The 14,597-nt window shown below is 69.1% G+C and carries 17 protein-coding genes; 3 read left to right on the forward strand and 14 right to left on the reverse strand.

What is annotated here, in order from left to right; translation table 11 throughout:
* Positions 1-8 precede the first annotated feature (8 nt).
* Entirely contained in the window at positions 9-431 is a 423-nt protein-coding gene (locus tag JNUCC0626_RS31705; RefSeq protein WP_394614434.1) for an organic hydroperoxide resistance protein, read from the reverse strand.
* Between the two features lie 81 nt (positions 432-512).
* Complete coding sequence (locus JNUCC0626_RS31710) at positions 513-1,085, reverse strand: NADPH-dependent FMN reductase (protein WP_394614435.1); 573 nt, start codon at positions 1,083-1,085, stop codon at positions 513-515.
* Between the two features lie 65 nt (positions 1,086-1,150).
* Between JNUCC0626_RS31710 and JNUCC0626_RS31715 the strand changes: the two genes are divergently transcribed.
* Positions 1,151-2,203, forward strand: coding sequence for an alpha/beta hydrolase (locus JNUCC0626_RS31715; protein WP_394614436.1), 1,053 nt, complete (start codon positions 1,151-1,153; stop codon positions 2,201-2,203).
* On the opposite strand, the gene JNUCC0626_RS31720 is transcribed toward JNUCC0626_RS31715, so the two are convergent.
* From JNUCC0626_RS31720 to JNUCC0626_RS31760, 9 genes are all read right to left on the reverse strand, one after another.
* Positions 2,179-3,354 (reverse strand): MFS transporter, encoded by a 1,176-nt coding sequence (locus tag JNUCC0626_RS31720; RefSeq protein ID WP_394614437.1) that lies wholly within the window; start codon positions 3,352-3,354, stop codon positions 2,179-2,181. The two genes, JNUCC0626_RS31715 and JNUCC0626_RS31720, sit on opposite strands and share 25 nt — an antisense overlap.
* Positions 3,351-4,505 (reverse strand): MFS transporter, encoded by a 1,155-nt coding sequence (locus JNUCC0626_RS31725; protein ID WP_394614438.1) that lies wholly within the window; start codon positions 4,503-4,505, stop codon positions 3,351-3,353. Before JNUCC0626_RS31725 ends, JNUCC0626_RS31720 begins: the two co-directional genes overlap by 4 nt.
* 68 nt (positions 4,506-4,573) lie before the next feature.
* A complete protein-coding gene (locus JNUCC0626_RS31730; protein ID WP_394614439.1) occupies positions 4,574-5,980 on the reverse strand; it encodes a gluconokinase in 1,407 nt (468 codons plus the stop codon).
* Entirely contained in the window at positions 5,977-6,714 is a 738-nt protein-coding gene (locus JNUCC0626_RS31735) for a class I SAM-dependent methyltransferase (RefSeq protein ID WP_394614440.1), read from the reverse strand. The genes JNUCC0626_RS31730 and JNUCC0626_RS31735 overlap by 4 nt, the downstream gene beginning before the upstream one ends.
* A 10-nt stretch (positions 6,715-6,724) precedes the next feature.
* On the reverse strand, positions 6,725-8,194 hold the full coding sequence (locus JNUCC0626_RS31740; protein WP_394614441.1) for an ADP-ribosylglycohydrolase family protein: 1,470 nt from the start codon (positions 8,192-8,194) through the stop codon (positions 6,725-6,727).
* Positions 8,191-8,754, reverse strand: a complete 564-nt coding sequence (locus JNUCC0626_RS31745) for a hypothetical protein (protein WP_394614442.1) — start codon at positions 8,752-8,754, stop codon at positions 8,191-8,193. The genes JNUCC0626_RS31740 and JNUCC0626_RS31745 overlap by 4 nt, the downstream gene beginning before the upstream one ends.
* Before the next feature lie 29 nt (positions 8,755-8,783).
* Positions 8,784-9,161, reverse strand: a complete 378-nt coding sequence (locus JNUCC0626_RS31750; RefSeq protein WP_394614443.1) for a hypothetical protein — start codon at positions 9,159-9,161, stop codon at positions 8,784-8,786.
* Positions 9,162-9,218: 57 nt separating this feature from the next.
* Positions 9,219-10,283, reverse strand: coding sequence for an aspartate-semialdehyde dehydrogenase (locus tag JNUCC0626_RS31755; protein ID WP_394614444.1), 1,065 nt, complete (start codon positions 10,281-10,283; stop codon positions 9,219-9,221).
* Entirely contained in the window at positions 10,280-11,545 is a 1,266-nt protein-coding gene (locus JNUCC0626_RS31760; RefSeq protein ID WP_394614445.1) for an aspartate kinase, read from the reverse strand. Before JNUCC0626_RS31760 ends, JNUCC0626_RS31755 begins: the two co-directional genes overlap by 4 nt.
* 104 nt (positions 11,546-11,649) lie before the next feature.
* Here JNUCC0626_RS31760 and JNUCC0626_RS31765 point away from each other — a divergent pair, with 104 nt between their 5' ends.
* Positions 11,650-12,873 carry a hypothetical protein gene (locus JNUCC0626_RS31765; RefSeq protein WP_394614446.1) on the forward strand — a complete coding sequence of 408 codons (1,224 nt, stop codon included), beginning with the start codon at positions 11,650-11,652 and terminating at the stop codon, positions 12,871-12,873.
* On the forward strand, positions 12,873-13,433 hold the full coding sequence (locus JNUCC0626_RS31770; RefSeq protein WP_394614447.1) for a nitroreductase family protein: 561 nt from the start codon (positions 12,873-12,875) through the stop codon (positions 13,431-13,433). Before JNUCC0626_RS31765 ends, JNUCC0626_RS31770 begins: the two co-directional genes overlap by 1 nt.
* On the opposite strand, the gene JNUCC0626_RS31775 is transcribed toward JNUCC0626_RS31770, so the two are convergent.
* The 3 genes from JNUCC0626_RS31775 to JNUCC0626_RS31785 are packed head-to-tail and all read right to left on the reverse strand — an operon-like array spanning position 13,419 to position 14,565.
* Entirely contained in the window at positions 13,419-13,919 is a 501-nt protein-coding gene (locus JNUCC0626_RS31775) for an NUDIX domain-containing protein (protein WP_394614448.1), read from the reverse strand. The two genes, JNUCC0626_RS31770 and JNUCC0626_RS31775, sit on opposite strands and share 15 nt — an antisense overlap.
* 10 nt (positions 13,920-13,929) lie before the next feature.
* Positions 13,930-14,217: a hypothetical protein gene (locus JNUCC0626_RS31780; protein WP_394614449.1), complete on the reverse strand. Its 288-nt coding sequence runs from the start codon at positions 14,215-14,217 to the stop codon at positions 13,930-13,932.
* 51 nt (positions 14,218-14,268) lie between these two features.
* Entirely contained in the window at positions 14,269-14,565 is a 297-nt protein-coding gene (locus tag JNUCC0626_RS31785) for a hypothetical protein (RefSeq protein WP_394614450.1), read from the reverse strand.
* Positions 14,566-14,597: the final 32 nt, after the last annotated feature.

Raw genomic sequence — 14,597 nt, forward strand, 5'->3', positions numbered from 1 at the left:
GCGCCTCCTCAGACGGTGACGGTGAGCGCCACCTCGATGTTGCCGCGCGTCGCGTTCGAGTAGGGGCAGACCTGGTGGGCCTGCTCGACGAGCTTCTCCGCGACCGCCTGGTCGAGTCCGGGGATCTTCACCGCGAGCTCGACGGCAAGCTGGAAGCCGCCGGCGCCGTTGGAACCGATACCCACCTTGGCGGTTACCTCAGAAGAAGCGACCTGAATCTTCCCGGCGCGCGCGACGGCTGCGATGGCGGAGTTGAAGCACGCCGAGTACCCGGCCGCGAACAGCTGCTCAGGGTTCGTGTGGTCGCCGCCGGGGCCGCCCATCTCCTTCGGGATCGAGAGAACCTCGTCGATCACACCATCGGATGAACGCACCTCGCCGTTGCGGCCTTCGCCGTAAGCAGTCGCCTCAGCCGTGTACAGCGCTTCCATGCCGCTCTCCCTCGCAGTCGGTGATAAAGCCTTTCACTGAGGGAGAACGCATCGTGCACGACTTAAATGCCCGGAAGTGACTCAGTTCACGTCGGAGATGGGGCGGCGGAGGGCGAACTCGGCGACCTGACGGCCGATGAGCCGCAGGTTGCGGTCCACGTCGACGTCCGAGCAGGCGCCGTCGCCGTCGAACTTGACCTGCGCGGAGTTGATCGCGGAACCCAACGGCGTGGGCCAGCCGCGCAGTGCGTGCACGATCGAGCGAACCGCGGAGAGGGTGTTCACGGCGGCCTGCCAGCCGTACGCGGCGGTGATGGTGCCCACGGCGCGGCCGTCGAGGTACGGGCGGTCGTCGTCGCGCAGGTCCTCGATGTAGTCCAGGGCGTTCTTGACCAGGCCGGACACGGTGCCGTGGTAGCCGGGCGACACGACGATCACGCCGTCGCAGCGGCGCAGGTCCTCGACCATCCGCAGGGCGATGTCCGTGCGGTCCGGCACGGACGGGTCGTAGAAGGGAAGAACCAGGTCAGGCCCGCTGTACTGGATCGTCTGGGCACCCAGTTCCCGAGCGCCCTCCAGAGCGACCCGCAACGCCCTCTCGGACTGCGAGTCGTTCCTGATCGAGCCCCCGATGCCCACCACCGTCACCGTCATGACAACGATCCTTCCACCTCCAGATAACTGGAGATCCAGCGCTACTCGCGAGTAACCTGCACCACATGTCGAACTTCCAGGCGGCCGTGCTGGCCGGTGCTCTGCGCTTCGCGTTCGGTCTCCCCGGCCCTGTGCGCCGCCTCATCGCCGGCACCCCGATCCGTCTGGACGGTCAGGACCTGCACCCCGAGGCGCAGCTGCTGCTCAGGCTCCAGCAGCTGTCCGGGACGGGGTGGCGCACCAGGACAGCATCCGAGAGCCGCCTAGACCTGGAGTTGAGTTCGAAGCTCGTCTCCGGACCGCGGATCAACGGGGTGGTGGCGCGCGAACTCACGATCGGCGAGTTCGCCGGACGGCTCTACACGCCGCACGGGCTCGAGAAGGGCTCGCCGTTGCTGATCTTCTACCACGGTGGCGGCTGGGTGACCGGAAGCCTCGACAGCCACGACAACCTGTGCCGCTTCCTCGCGCGGGAGGCGAACGTCCGGGTGCTCGCGGCCGACTACCGGCTCGCCCCGGAGGCCCGCTTCCCCGCCGCGGCCGACGACGCCGCCGAGGTGCTGCGCTACGCCGTCGCGAAGGCCGAGGACCTGGGCATCGACCCGAAACGCATCGCGCTCGGCGGCGACAGCGCGGGCGGCAACCTGGCCGCCGTCACGGCTCACGCGGCCGAGATCGACCTGGCGTTCCTGCTGCTGCTCTACCCCGGCGTGGACGCGTCGGTGCGCCGCCGGTCGCGGGAGATCTTCGGCGACGGCTTCTTCCTCACCGACGAGAAGATGGACTGGTTCCTCGACCAGTACACCGAGGGCGGCAAGGACCGGCACGACCCGCGGTTGTCGATCATGCTGGCCGACGACCTGTCGAAGATGCCGCCGACCTACGTCGCGACCGCGGGCTACGACCCGTTGCGCGACGAGGGCGAGGCCTTCGCGGAACGGCTGGCCGCCGAGGGTGTGCCGGTCGTGCTGCGCCGGCACGAGGGCCTCTTCCACGGCTTCGCGAACGTGCTGGGCGTCGGCGGGATCTTCCGCGAGGCCGTGTCGGAGGCGGTCGGCGCGCTGCGAACCGGGTTCGCGCTGGCCAACTCCGCTCAGGACGTCGAGGAGACCGCCTGACGCTGGCGGGACAGCACCCAGCCGACGGCAGCGATCACGAGTCCGGCCAGGCCTGCCACCAGGAACCCGAGCGGGGGTCCGCTGTGGTCCACGGCGACCCCCGCGAGCGGCTGACCTGCGGCGACGCCGAACGTGAACGCGGAGCCCTGCAACCCGAGAGCCAGTCCGCGAGCTGTCGGGGGCGCGCTCTTGGCGATCAGTTCGGACGACGCGGTGATCGTCGGCGCGCACGCCAGGTTCATCGGGATCAACGCGAGCGCCAGCAGCAGCACGTTGCCGTCGCCGAGCCCGACCGGCATCTCCAGCAACGCCATGCAGGCCAACAGGAACACTCCTGTCGGCACCACCTTGAGGCTGCCGTAGACGAGCCCGCCGAGCGCCGACGCCGCGCACATCACCACGAAGATCACGCCGAGCCAGCCCTGCTGACCTGACCGCTCCAGCGACGCGATCGCCGAGATCTCCATGCCGGACAACACCATCGTGGCGCCGAACGGGATGATCAACGCGGCGATCATCGGCCCGCGCAGCCACGTCCGCAACGGAGGCGGCGGCCCCTCCACGACGTCGTCCTCGTGCAGCAGCACGGGATTCACCAGGAACAGCACGGCGCTCGCCGTCAGGATCGCCAGCCCGATCACGACCAGCGCCGTGCCGGTCGTGAACTTCGTCGCGATCAGCACGCCCGCCGCGGGCCCGACCATGAACGACAGCTCGACCGAGATCGAGTCCAGCGAGAACGCGGGCCTGCGCTGGGGTTCCGGCACGATCGCGGTCAGCGCCTGCCGCCCGATCGACATCACCGGCACGGCCACGAGGCCGTTGGCGAACGCCAGCACCAGCAGCACGTAGTAGTCCATCAGCGGCGCCGTCACCCAGAACGCGCCTTCGAGCAGGCTCAGCATCAACACGAACCGCAGGCCGCGGGTGTCGACGAGCTTGCCCATCAACGGCGACCCGAGCCCGAGGCCGATCATGGTCGCGAACCCGACCGTGCCAGCCGCCGCGTAACCCTTGTCGAGGGTGGTCACGACGTGCAGCGTCACCGTCACGCCCGCCGCCGTCGGAGGGATCCTGGCGAACAGCATCAGCAGCATCAGGGGCCGAACCCCCGGCAGCGCCAGGACCGACTTGAACGGGGCGAGGTTCACGAGGACATCGTCACCCGGCTGGCAACGGGTTTACGAGCCAACAGCCACGCCACGCCCGCGACGACCAGTCCGACCACGCCGACGATCGCGAACCCGGCCGCCGCTCCCCCGTGGTCGATCGCGACGCCGGCGATCGGCTGCCCGATCGCGCTGCCGACGGTGAACGCCGACCCCTGCAACCCGAGTGCCAGCCCACGGGCCGTGGACGGCGCCAGCCTGCTGATGTGTTCACCGGACGCGGCGATCAACGGCGCGCACATGAGGTTCATCGGTACGAGGAGCAGGCACAGCAGCAGCACGTTGCCATCACCCAGTCCGACCGGGATCTCCAACGCCGCCATGAGCACCAACAGCACGAGCACGCTCGGCACCCGCTTCACACCGCCGTAGACCAGGCCGCCCACGATCGACGCCGCGCACATCGCGAAGAACACCGCGCCCAGCCAGCTCTGCTTGCCGATGTGCTCCAGCGACGCGATCGCCGAGACCTCCATGCCACCCAGGCACACAGTCGCGCCCACACACACGACCAGCACACCGACGAGCCGTCCGCGCAGCCACTCGAACAACCGGAGCGGCGGCCCGTCGACGACGTCGTCCTCGTGCACCATCGGCGGGTTCGCCCAGTACAGCAGCGCCCCGGCGACCAGGATCGAGACGCCGATGAACATCAGCGCCGTGTTGGTGGAGAACTTCGTCGCGACGAGCACGCCGAGCGCCGGACCGCCCATGAACGACAGCTCGACTGAGATCGAGTCCACGGACAACGCGACCCGCCGCTGGCTCTCCGGCACCAGCGCCGTGATCACCTGACGCCCGATGGACATCATCGGCACGCCCACCAGCCCGACCAGGAACGACGCCACGAGCAGCGTCCAGTAGCCCATCAGCGGCGCGAACAGCCAGAACGCCGCCGACGCCGTGACGCTCAGCCCCAGCATCGACCGCAGCCCCCGCGCGTCGACGAGCTTGCCCATCAACGGCGCGCCGATGCCCATGCCGATCGTGCCCATCGCCCCGACCAGCCCCGCCGCGCCGTACCCCCGGTCGAGCGTGACCGCGACGTGCAACGTCAGGACCACGCCGATGGCCGCCGGAGGCATCCTCGCGAAGAACATCAACAGCGCGAGCGGCCGGACTCTGGGCAGCATCAAGACGTGTTTGAAGGGGGCGAGGTCCACACCGCCATCCTCATACGGATGGCAAAAGGTTTTCTTTGCTAACGATGTGATTCGCCGTACAGCTCTTCCAGTGCCCGGTAGGCCTTCGCGACGAACGGCCGTGCGTGCGCGTACCTCTCGACGAGCCCCTCGTCCGGTGTGATGGTCTGCGTCGGCTCGACGAGATCAACGGTCAGCGACTCGATCTCGTCCAGCGCCCGCCACGCCAGCAGCGCCGCGCCCACGGCCGACCCGCCGCTGTCCTCGGTGAGGTGCAACGGCATGCCGAGCGTGTTCGCGAGCGTCTGCGCCCAGATCGGCGCGCGGAACGCACCGCCGGTGATCCTGAGCGAGTCCACCTGCGGCACCGCGTCGAGCACGAGCGCCAGCTGCTGACACACACCCTCGACCAACGCCTTGGTGATCTGCGGAGGGGTGTGTTCGCGCCGAAGACCGAGCAACGCGGCGTGCGCGGTCGGGTCCCACCACGGCGCCCGTTCGCCCAGCAGGTACGGCAACGCCACCAGCCCGTCGGAGTCGGCACCCTCCGCCTGCTTGAGCAACTCGCCGACCGGGACGTCGAACGTCTCGGCGGCCCACTGAGCGACCACGCCGCCGTTGCTGATCGCTCCCCCGCGCACCCACAGCCCCTCGCCGATGGCGTAGCTGAACGTGCGCCCCTCCTCGTCGACTCCGGGCCCCAACTGGGCGACGCGCAACGCCCCGGACGTGCCGAGCGACACCGCGCCCGCGCCGGGGGTGGCCGCGCCGACGCCGAGGTTGCCCAGCGGTCCGTCGCCGCCGCCGACGATCACCGGAATCCCTGGCCGCAGACCGGGGATCGAGGCGGTCAACGGCGTCGAGTGCGTGGGTTCGACGAGCGGTGGGAGCTGGTCCGCGGTGACGCCCGCGAACTCCAGCGACGGCTCGTGCCACTGCAGGGTGTGGATGTTCATCAGGCCCGTGCCGGACCCCGACGAGTGCTCGTTGAGCAACGCGCCGGTCAGGTGCAGGTGCACGAAGTCCTTGATCTCGCACCACTTCGCGGCTCGGACGCCGTTCTCGTGGAACCAGGCGAGCTTCATCAGCGGCGTGAACGAGTGGATCGGCGCGCCGGTCTGCTGGTGCAGCGCGCGTCCCTCGGCGGTGCCGCGCAGCCGTTCGGTCTGCTCGACCGCGCGGTTGTCGGCCCAGCTCAGGGCGTCCGTGACGGGTTTCAGGTCCGCGTCCAGGCCCATGATCGAGTGCATCGCGCCGGTCAGCGCGATCGCCCGCACGTCCTCGGAGGCCAGTTCGCGCAGCGCGTCGAACGCGGCGTCGAGCACCTGCTGCGGATCGTGCGTGGCCTCGAGACCGCTGGTGCGCATGGGATACGCGCGTTCGGTCGAGGCCACCACCCGTGCCTGCGCGTCGACCGCGACGACCTTGGTCGCCGTCGTGCCGAGGTCCACCGCGAGAACGATCACGCGGCACCCCGCACGGCCGTGAAGACGCCGAAGCTCGGGGACGTGCGCAGCGGTCCCCAGAACTCCTCGCCGCGGTCGTCGTCCGGTGTCACGGCGGGATGCCGCACGACGTCGAGACCGGCCCTGTTCAGCGCGCCGTCGAACACGCCGCGCTCCCAGTAGAAGGAGTCGAAGTCGAACGGCGGGTCGCCCAGCACGTGCACCCTGACCGGCTGCTTCACGTTCATCGCGCCGGTGCGCACGACCTCGTAGCCGTAGCGGCCGTACTGCGCGAGCAGGTCCCAGTCGGCGTCCGGGTTCGGCACCACCACCACGAGCCGGCCGCCGGGGGCGAGGTTCGCGGTCAGGTTCGCGATCATGGCGTCGAGCGCGGACACGTCGTCCGCGTAGCCGAGCAGCCACACGGCCGTGACGACGTCGAACTCGCCGAGCACCGGCAGTTCCGTCGCGTCGTGCTGCGCGTAGGTGATGCCGCGTGGTTCGCGGTCCTCGACGTGGCGGGCGTAGCCGATCATCTCGCCGGCCGAGTCGACGCCCAGCACCTGCGCGGCGCCGAGGTCGTGGAAGAGCCGCGCGTAGAACCCGGTGCCGCACGCGACGTCCAGCACCGACCTGCCGCGCAGGTCACCGACCGCGGACAGCAGCGTGGCGCGTTCGGCCAGGCCGGTGGGGATGTGCTTGGCGCGTTCGTAGATCGCGCCCAACGCGTCGTACTGATCGTCGCTCTCCGCCATGCACCTCACCCTAGGTCGGTGGATACCGGACGAACCACTCCTGTCCCACGGGCGCGGCTTGCGAAGTCTCCAGGTCCCAGTCCGCGACCATCTGGTCGATGAGGGACCGGAACTGCACGCGCTCGACCCACTCGGGCCGCAGTTCCTCGACCCCGTACAGCGCACCGGCGAGGTTGCCCGCCATCGACGCCGTGGAGTCGTTGTCGCCGCCGTGGTTGACCGAGACGAGCAACGCGTCGTTGGGGTTGTCGGTGGCCAGCACCGAGTACAACGCGATGGCGAGCGCCGTGTCGCCGACGCCTCCCCTGCCGAGCTCCTCGACCTTCGCGACGCTCGGGTCGCCGGACGCGGCGAGTTCCAGGGCGTGCTCGATGCCGGCGACGACCTCCTCGTGGCCCTCGCGGCGGACCAGCGAGTCGATGGCGACGTCCAGGGCGGCGGGCAACGCCTTGCCGCGCAACAACTGGTGGATGAGCACGGCGAACACGCCCGCCGACAGGTAGCCGCTCGGATGGCCGTGGGTCAGGGCCGCGTTGGCCGCCGCGAGCGCGAACACGACGACCGGGTCCTCGTCGGTCAACGCGACCGGGGCGACCCGCATGGCGCCGCCGCAGCCCTTGGAGTCGTTGACGGGCTTGGTGATCGTCGCGTGCTCGCCGGTGCGGGCGTACTCCTTCAACGCGCTCGTGCAGGTGAGGCCAGGCGCGCGCATCCGGAAGAGCTCCTGGTGCGAAACCAGCCAGCCGTCGGGTTCGTCCACAGTGGAGTGGACGCCGCGGGCCTTGTCCCACGAGGTCTTCTGGGTGTGCAGCCAGCGCTGGTAGGCGTTCTGGGTGATGCCGGTGAGGTCGCGTTCGCCGGTGATCCGTTCCCGCACGTGCGCGCGGATGACGGCCTCGAACGTGAACAGCGTCATCTGCGTGTCGTCGGTGATGTCCGGCTTCTCGGGCAGGTCGGTGATGCCGTCGGGGCCGTGCCGTTCGTAGACGACCTCCATCGGCAGGTTCTCGGTGTTCGCGCCGAGCGCGTCGCCGATCGCACCGCCGATGAGGCAGCCGCGCAGCCGTGAGTTGTTGTGCGGCACCAGGAAGAAGCGGCGGCCGTCGCCGTCGAGCCACCGGCTGGCCTCGCGGGTGGCGGCGGGGCGTTCGGCGCACCCGCACATCCGCATGTGCTGCGCGGCGGCGTCGGCCAGTTCCACGAAGTCGAACTCGGCCTCGAACGGCTGGCCCTGGTTGACGTGGATGCGCGGCTTCGACGCGATCAGCCTGCTCAGGATCGTGTGCAACGGCAGGCGGATCCACTGCTCGACGCCCGCGGGCAGCCGCGACTCGTCGGTGTAGACGCGCAGGATGTCCGACTCGCTCAGCAGCACCTCGCCGGGCAGCAGCACCTCGCCGTGCGCCGCGTGGTGGCCGAAGCCGCTCACGTCGCCCTCGTAGTCGAACAGGAGCTGTTCCATCGGCGTCAGCGGGCTCACCACGACCTCCGGTACAGCTCTTCGGCGATCTCCCGGACGTCGTGCTCGGGACCGCCTTCCAACGCACCCGCGACGGCCCGGGCGACCCCTCGTCCTTCACCGCGCACGGCCTGCGCCAACGCGCCTGCGGCCGTGGCCGGGTCGGCGTCCGGCGGGTCGAGTTCCTGAGTCGTGAAGAGGTGCGCGGCCAGCGTGATCACGGCGTCGGCGGCCGGTGAGCCGGGGCCGTGGGTGAGGGCGACGAGCTCGCGGATCTGATCCTCGTCCAGGCGGGCGACGGCGGCGGGCAGCGCCCAGATCAACGCGCCGGGCCCCTGCGAGGTGATCTTGCCGCGGTAGGTGTTCCTGCCGATGTCACGGGCGCCCTGCCGGGACACGAGGTCGGGTTGCACGCCGGGCTCGGTGGCCCACTGCGCCAACGCCGCTGCCGGGTCCTCCGCCGAACACGCGACCAACTGGTCGACGAGTCCTGTTCGGACACCCGCGCCGAAAGCGAAACCCTGATAGGCGGCCACGACCTGCGAGAGGCGGGGCGGCCTGATCCACTCAATGTCCCCCATCGCCGCCAGACCCTACCGGGCGGCAGCCATCACCAGATGACAACGCCTCCGCCGATGCCGAGCGCGTAGGCGGCGAGGAGCTGGATGTTGGTCAGCCGCCAGGAGATCGTGTCGAGGTACCACTGGCGGTCGTGGTGCTCGTCGCCCTGCGGAGCGATGTCGGCCAGGAACGACCGGATGGTCTTCGTCTCCAGGACGAACGACTGCACCTCGTCCGGGTTCACGAACAGGTCTCCGTCGGCCAGCACCGGGAAGAACCGGGTGCGCAGGGCCCGCACGGCCTCGTTGCCCCACACCCCGGTCCGCCAGCTCTCGAACCCCGCGTGCTCCTCGAAGCACTCCGGAGGAGCCACGAAGTGCCTCTTGCCGTTCTCGTCGAGGAGGTAGACCGCCACGCTCAGGCTCATGTCCACGAGTAAAGGCCCCCACCGCGTGCGGCAGGGGCCTTTCCGATCAACTCGAGCTCAGAGGCGCTTCGCGAGCTCTTCCGCGACCTCGTAGGTGTTGAGCGCCGCACCCTTGCGCAGGTTGTCACCGCACACGAAGAAGTCCAGCGTGTTCGGGAAGTCCAGCGCCTGGCGGACCCGGCCGACGTAGGTCGGGTCGCCGCCCACGACGTCCGCGGGCGTCGGGAACTTGCCCGAGGCCGGGTCGTCGATCAGCACGATGGTCGGCTGCTCCTCGAAGATCTTGTGAGCGGCCTCGACGGTGACCTCGCGCGCGAACGTCGCGTGGACCGACAGCGAGTGCGTGGTGACGACCGGGACGCGCACGCACGTCGCGGAGACCTTCAGGTCCGGGATGCCGAGGATCTTGCGGGCCTCGTTGCGGACCTTCAGCTCCTCCGACGACCAGCCGTCGTCCTTCAAAGAACCAGCCCACGGCACCACGTTCAGCGCCAGCGGGGCGGGGAACGGCGAGTCCTCGGAGGTGAGACCGGCGGCGGCGAGCGCCTCGGCCACGTCACCCGCGACGACGCCCGCCTCCTTGCCCGCGAGGGCGGCGATCTCGGCGTACAGGCGGTCGATGCCGGACTGACCGGCGCCGGACGCCGCCTGGTAGGAGGCGACGACCAGTTCCTTGAGCTCGAACTCGCGGTGCAGGGCACCGAGCGACGCCATCATCGACAGCGTCGTGCAGTTCGGGTTCGCGATGATGCCGCGCGGCCGGTTGTCGATCTGGTCGGAGTTGACCTCGGGCACGACCAGCGGCACGTCGGCGTCCATCCGGAACGCGCCGGAGTTGTCGATCGCGATCGCGCCGCGCTCGGCGGCGATCGGGGCCCACTCGGCGCTGATCTCGTCCGGCACGTCGAACATGGCGATGTCCACGCCGTCGAACGCCTCGGGCGAGAGCGCGATGACCGTGAGGTCCTGGCCCCGCACGTTGATCTTCTTGCCCGCCGACCGCGCCGACGCGATCAGCCGCACCTCGCCCCACGGGAAGTCGGAGCGGGTGTTCATGATGTCGATCATCACGGTGCCGACGGCACCGGTCGCGCCCACCAGCGCGAGTACAGGCCCAGTCATCGTCCAGTCCCTGCGTAAACGACGGCCTCTTCGTCGGTGCCCAGGTCGAACGCGTCGTGCAGGGCACGGACGGCGTCGTCGAGCTGGGTGTCGCGGCAGATGACCGAGATGCGGATCTCCGAGGTGGAGATGATGTCGATGTTGACGCCGGCCGTGGCCAGCGCCTCGCAGAACGTCGCCGTGACGCCGGGGTGCGAACGCATGCCCGCGCCGATCAGCGACACCTTGCCGACGTGCTCGTCGTAGAGGACCTGGTCGAACCCGATCTCACCGCGGGCCTTCTCCAGTGCGGCCACCGCGCGCGGGCCGTCGTCCTTGGACAGCGTGAACGTGATGTCCGTGCGGCCGGACGCCGCCTGGGACACGTTCTGCACGACCATGTCGATGTCGAGTTCCGCCTGCGCGACGACGCGGAAGATCTTGGCCGCGATGCCGGGGTGGTCGGGAACTGCCGTCACGGTGATTTTGGCCTCGGACCGGTCGTGCGCGACGCCGGTGATCATCGCCTGTTCCACGGGAAGGTCCTCCACTGAACCGGACACGATGGTTCCGGTCTTGTTGCTGAACGACGAACGGACGTGCACGGGGACGTTGTAGCGCCGGGCGTACTCCACGCAGCGGAGCATCAGCACCTTGGCGCCACAGGCGGCCATCTCGAGCATTTCCTCGTAGGTGATCGTGTCGAGCTTCTTCGCGTTCGGCACGATGCGCGGGTCGGCGGTGTAGACGCCGTCCACGTCGGTGTAGATCTCGCACACGTCGGCCTTCGTCGCCGCCGCGAGCGCCACCGCGGTGGTGTCGCTGCCGCCACGACCGAGCGTGGTGATCTCCTTGGAGTCCTGGGAGACGCCCTGGAAGCCGGCGACGATCACGATGGCCCCCTCGGCCATCGCGTCCTGGATCCGGCTCGGTGTCACGTCGATGATCCGCGCTTTGCCGTGCACCGCCGTCGTGATGACACCGGCCTGCGAACCCGTGTACGAGCGCGCCTCGGCTCCGAGCGAGTTGATCGCCATCGCGAGCAGCGACATCGAGATCCGCTCACCGGAGGTGAGGAGCATGTCGAGTTCACGGGCGGGCGGCACCGGCGAGACCTGGCGGGCGAGATCGAGCAGCTCATCAGTCGTGTCACCCATGGCGGACACGACGACAACGACGTCGTTCCCCGCCTTTTTGGTCGCGACGATGCGCTCGGCCACGCGTTTGATCCGCTCGGCGCTTCCCACCGATGAACCGCCGTACTTCTGGACGACGAGCGCCACCGACCTGACCTCCTTCGCGCGACTAAAACCCCACGTCGAAGGCAGCCTACCCGGACCACCTGGTGAGACTCTGGAGCCGTGATGCGCGTGACTACTCTGTCCGGGTGTCGTCAGGTGTCGATGTCGTGGAGGCCCCAGCAGCCGTGCATGAGAGCAGTGCGCGCTCGCGGATGGCCGAGGCGCTCAGACACCCGGCGGTCCGGTGGACGGCGCCCGCGCTGATCTACCTGTTCGTTCGCCAGGTCGGCCTGTTCGTCCTGCAACTCGTCGTCGAGTACCAGAACAAGCTGACCGGCAAGGTCGACACGTCGGTCGGCAACCTCAAGTCGTGGGACGGCGACTGGTTCCTCGGCATCGCGGCCGGCGGCTACCGCGGGGTGCCCGCGCCGCCGTACGACGCGTTCGGACGCCGCACCGCCGAGACCCCGCTGGCGTTCTTCCCCGGCTATCCCGCCCTGATCCGGTGGGTCGACGGACTGCCGGGCGTGGACGTGGTCGGCGCGGCCTTCGCGGTCAGCCTGATCAGCGGGGTGTTCTGCGCCTACGGCCTGTTCGTGCTCGGCCGGGTCGTGCGCGACGGGTCTTCCCGGTGCGGGTTGATCCTGGTGACGTTGTTTGCGGCGTCGCCGATGGCCGTGGTGCTGTCGATGACCTACTCCGAGGCGACGTTCTGCGCGTTCGCGGTGTGGGCGCTGGTGGGCGTGGTCAAGAAGCGCTGGATCCTCGCCGGAGTGTGTTGTGCGGCAGCCGGTCTGGTCCGGCCGACCGCGGCCGCGTTGATCGTCGCCGTGGGGCTCGCGGCGTTGGTCGCGGTGCTCGCCGACAAGCGCGACTGGCGGGCCTGGGTGGGCGGCGCGGCCGCCCCGCTGGGACTGCTGGGCTACCTCGGCTGGGTCGGCGTGCAGACCGGGGACGTCATGGGCTGGTTCGGCGTGCAGCAGCGCGGGTGGGGGTCGAAGTTCGACGGCGGCGCGGCCACGTGGGAGTTCGCCTGGGACCACCTCGGCAACCCGCGGTCCGTGCTGGAGACCGGAACCGTGTGGCTGCTGGCGTTCGCGATCGTGCTGGTGTTCTACGCGTTCCAGCGGCGGCTCGAGTGGCCGTTGATCGTCTACGGCATCGGTGTGCTCGTGATGGACATCGGCTCGAACGGCCTGATGAACTCGAAGGCGCGTTTGCTGTTGCCGGCCTTCACGTTGTTGTTGCCGTTGGCACTGGTGCTGGCGCGTCGTCGGCCGTCGACCGTGTTGACGGTGCTGGGAATGGCGACGCTGTTCAGCGCCTGGTTCGGGGCTTACTCGCTCGCCGTTTGGCAGTATGCGATCTGATGAACTCACTCATTTCTTCGCGGCGCAGCCCCCGTGCGTTCGACGCCTCTGCTGTTGTGTCCGACGCCGACCTGCGGGTCCTGCTGGAGGCGGCCCGGTGGGCGCCTTCGCACGGCAACACCCAGCCGGCGCGGTTCATCGTCGGGCATCGGGGGTCGCCGACGTTCGACGCGATCTTCGAGACGTTGACGCGCGGCAACAAGACGTGGGCGTTCCGGGCATCGGTGCTGCTGATCGGGTGCGTGATGACCGCGGACGACCGCGGCGACATCCCCAACGTCGAGTTCGGCCTCGGGCTCGCGATGGAGAACATCGCGTTGCAGGCCGTCGACCTCGGGCTGATCGCACACATGATGGGCGGCTTCGACAAAGCCGCCGTCTCCTCGGCCTTCGAGTTGCCGGCGGACGCCCGTCCGCTGGTGGCCATGGCGGTGGGACGTCAGGGCGCGCTGTCCGACCTGCCAGAGGACCTTCAGGCCCGCGAGCAGCGGGAACGCACGCGCCTGCCGTTGTCGGAGACCGTCTTCACCGGTACCTGGGGCCAGTCACAGTTCGGTTGAGAAGTACTTCGTCGCAACCTCGTTGTGCAGCGGGAACGCCAACGGCACGCAGTCGAAGATGATCGTCCGCTCGGACGCCTCGTCGTTGGGCACGAACGGCGGCATGTCCTCGGCGTTGATGGCGGGCGCGGTGGCGAACATCAACACCGTCCCCCCGTCCGGCGTCGACACGAAGTGCAACGGCCGCAGGTCCTCGGGTGGGATCCGCACGCCCGCTTCTTCTTCGAGTTCCCTGACCGCACTCTGCTGCCACGACTCGCCGCGGTCCATGAACCCGCTGACGAACGCCAGCTCACCGACCGGCGGAATGGCCCTGCGGACCGTGAGCAGCCCCGTGCGATGCCCGTCCTTGACCGGCACCAACAGGACTACGACGGGCGATGGGTTCGCCCACACCATGTGCTTGCACTGACCGCACGCGCGCGGGTACGCGGCCGTGTCGGCGTACGGGGCACCACAGCTGTTGCAAAAGTCGTCACGCGCCATGTCTGGGAACCTAGTTGAGGCGCCTAACAAGCTTAAGGACGATCGCTCGAACGCCGAGCCAGAAGAGCGCGGCGAGGCCGAAGTTGACGATCACAGCCAGCTTGGCGTCCTGCGGGCTGAACAGGTTCTTGAAGGCGAGGGCTGCGGGCTCGGCCAGCTCTTTGACCGTGGTGGTGATGGGGTTCGCCGGGTTGGCTCCGCCGACGGTGAGCACGACGTGGACGACGAGCAGCACCGCCAGCGCGAGGCCGACCCAGCTGATGATTCCGGCGGCTGTCCCGACCGCACGAGTCCGCATACCGCCGGAATCTACTACCCGGTAGTTCGCTCGAGAGTTCGACTCGCGAGCTCAGTAGCGCGACACCGCACGTGCGAGGAGACCAGTCACGATCAGCCAGAACACGGCTGCGAGGCCGTAGTTCAGGAAGACGTCTAGGTTGTAGTTGCCGGTGCCGAACAGACCTGGGAAGAACAGGGCCAGGGGCTCGGCGAGGGACTGGACGAACTTGAAGAAGGCGTTTCCCTGGTTCGCACCAAGGATGATCATCAAGATGTAGAGCACCTCGATGAGGGCGAAGAGCGCGCCGATGCCGCTGATCACGCGGGAAGCCGTGCCGCGGCCACTGGTGGTACGTAATCTGGACATGGCTGTTCAATTCCCAGGTTGTGGCGGGCCAA

This window comes from Lentzea sp. JNUCC 0626 (assembly GCF_043632865.1).
Lineage (GTDB): Bacteria > Actinomycetota > Actinomycetes > Mycobacteriales > Pseudonocardiaceae > Lentzea.

Coding starts and splice junctions, on each gene's coding strand:
- JNUCC0626_RS31750 (WP_394614443.1), bottom strand. CDS start 9,161: ATGAGCCTGAGCGTGGCGGTCTACCTCCTCGACGAGAACGGCAAGAGG.
- JNUCC0626_RS31725 (WP_394614438.1), bottom strand. CDS start 4,505: ATGCTGCCCAGAGTCCGGCCGCTCGCGCTGTTGATGTTCTTCGCGAGG.
- JNUCC0626_RS31755 (WP_394614444.1), bottom strand. CDS start 10,283: ATGACTGGGCCTGTACTCGCGCTGGTGGGCGCGACCGGTGCCGTCGGC.
- JNUCC0626_RS31705 (WP_394614434.1), bottom strand. CDS start 431: ATGGAAGCGCTGTACACGGCTGAGGCGACTGCTTACGGCGAAGGCCGC.
- JNUCC0626_RS31735 (WP_394614440.1), bottom strand. CDS start 6,714: ATGGCGGAGAGCGACGATCAGTACGACGCGTTGGGCGCGATCTACGAA.
- JNUCC0626_RS31715 (WP_394614436.1), top strand. CDS start 1,151: ATGTCGAACTTCCAGGCGGCCGTGCTGGCCGGTGCTCTGCGCTTCGCG.
- JNUCC0626_RS31780 (WP_394614449.1), bottom strand. CDS start 14,217: ATGCGGACTCGTGCGGTCGGGACAGCCGCCGGAATCATCAGCTGGGTC.
- JNUCC0626_RS31785 (WP_394614450.1), bottom strand. CDS start 14,565: ATGTCCAGATTACGTACCACCAGTGGCCGCGGCACGGCTTCCCGCGTG.
- JNUCC0626_RS31710 (WP_394614435.1), bottom strand. CDS start 1,085: ATGACGGTGACGGTGGTGGGCATCGGGGGCTCGATCAGGAACGACTCG.
- JNUCC0626_RS31770 (WP_394614447.1), top strand. CDS start 12,873: ATGAACTCACTCATTTCTTCGCGGCGCAGCCCCCGTGCGTTCGACGCC.
- JNUCC0626_RS31745 (WP_394614442.1), bottom strand. CDS start 8,754: ATGGGGGACATTGAGTGGATCAGGCCGCCCCGCCTCTCGCAGGTCGTG.
- JNUCC0626_RS31775 (WP_394614448.1), bottom strand. CDS start 13,919: ATGGCGCGTGACGACTTTTGCAACAGCTGTGGTGCCCCGTACGCCGAC.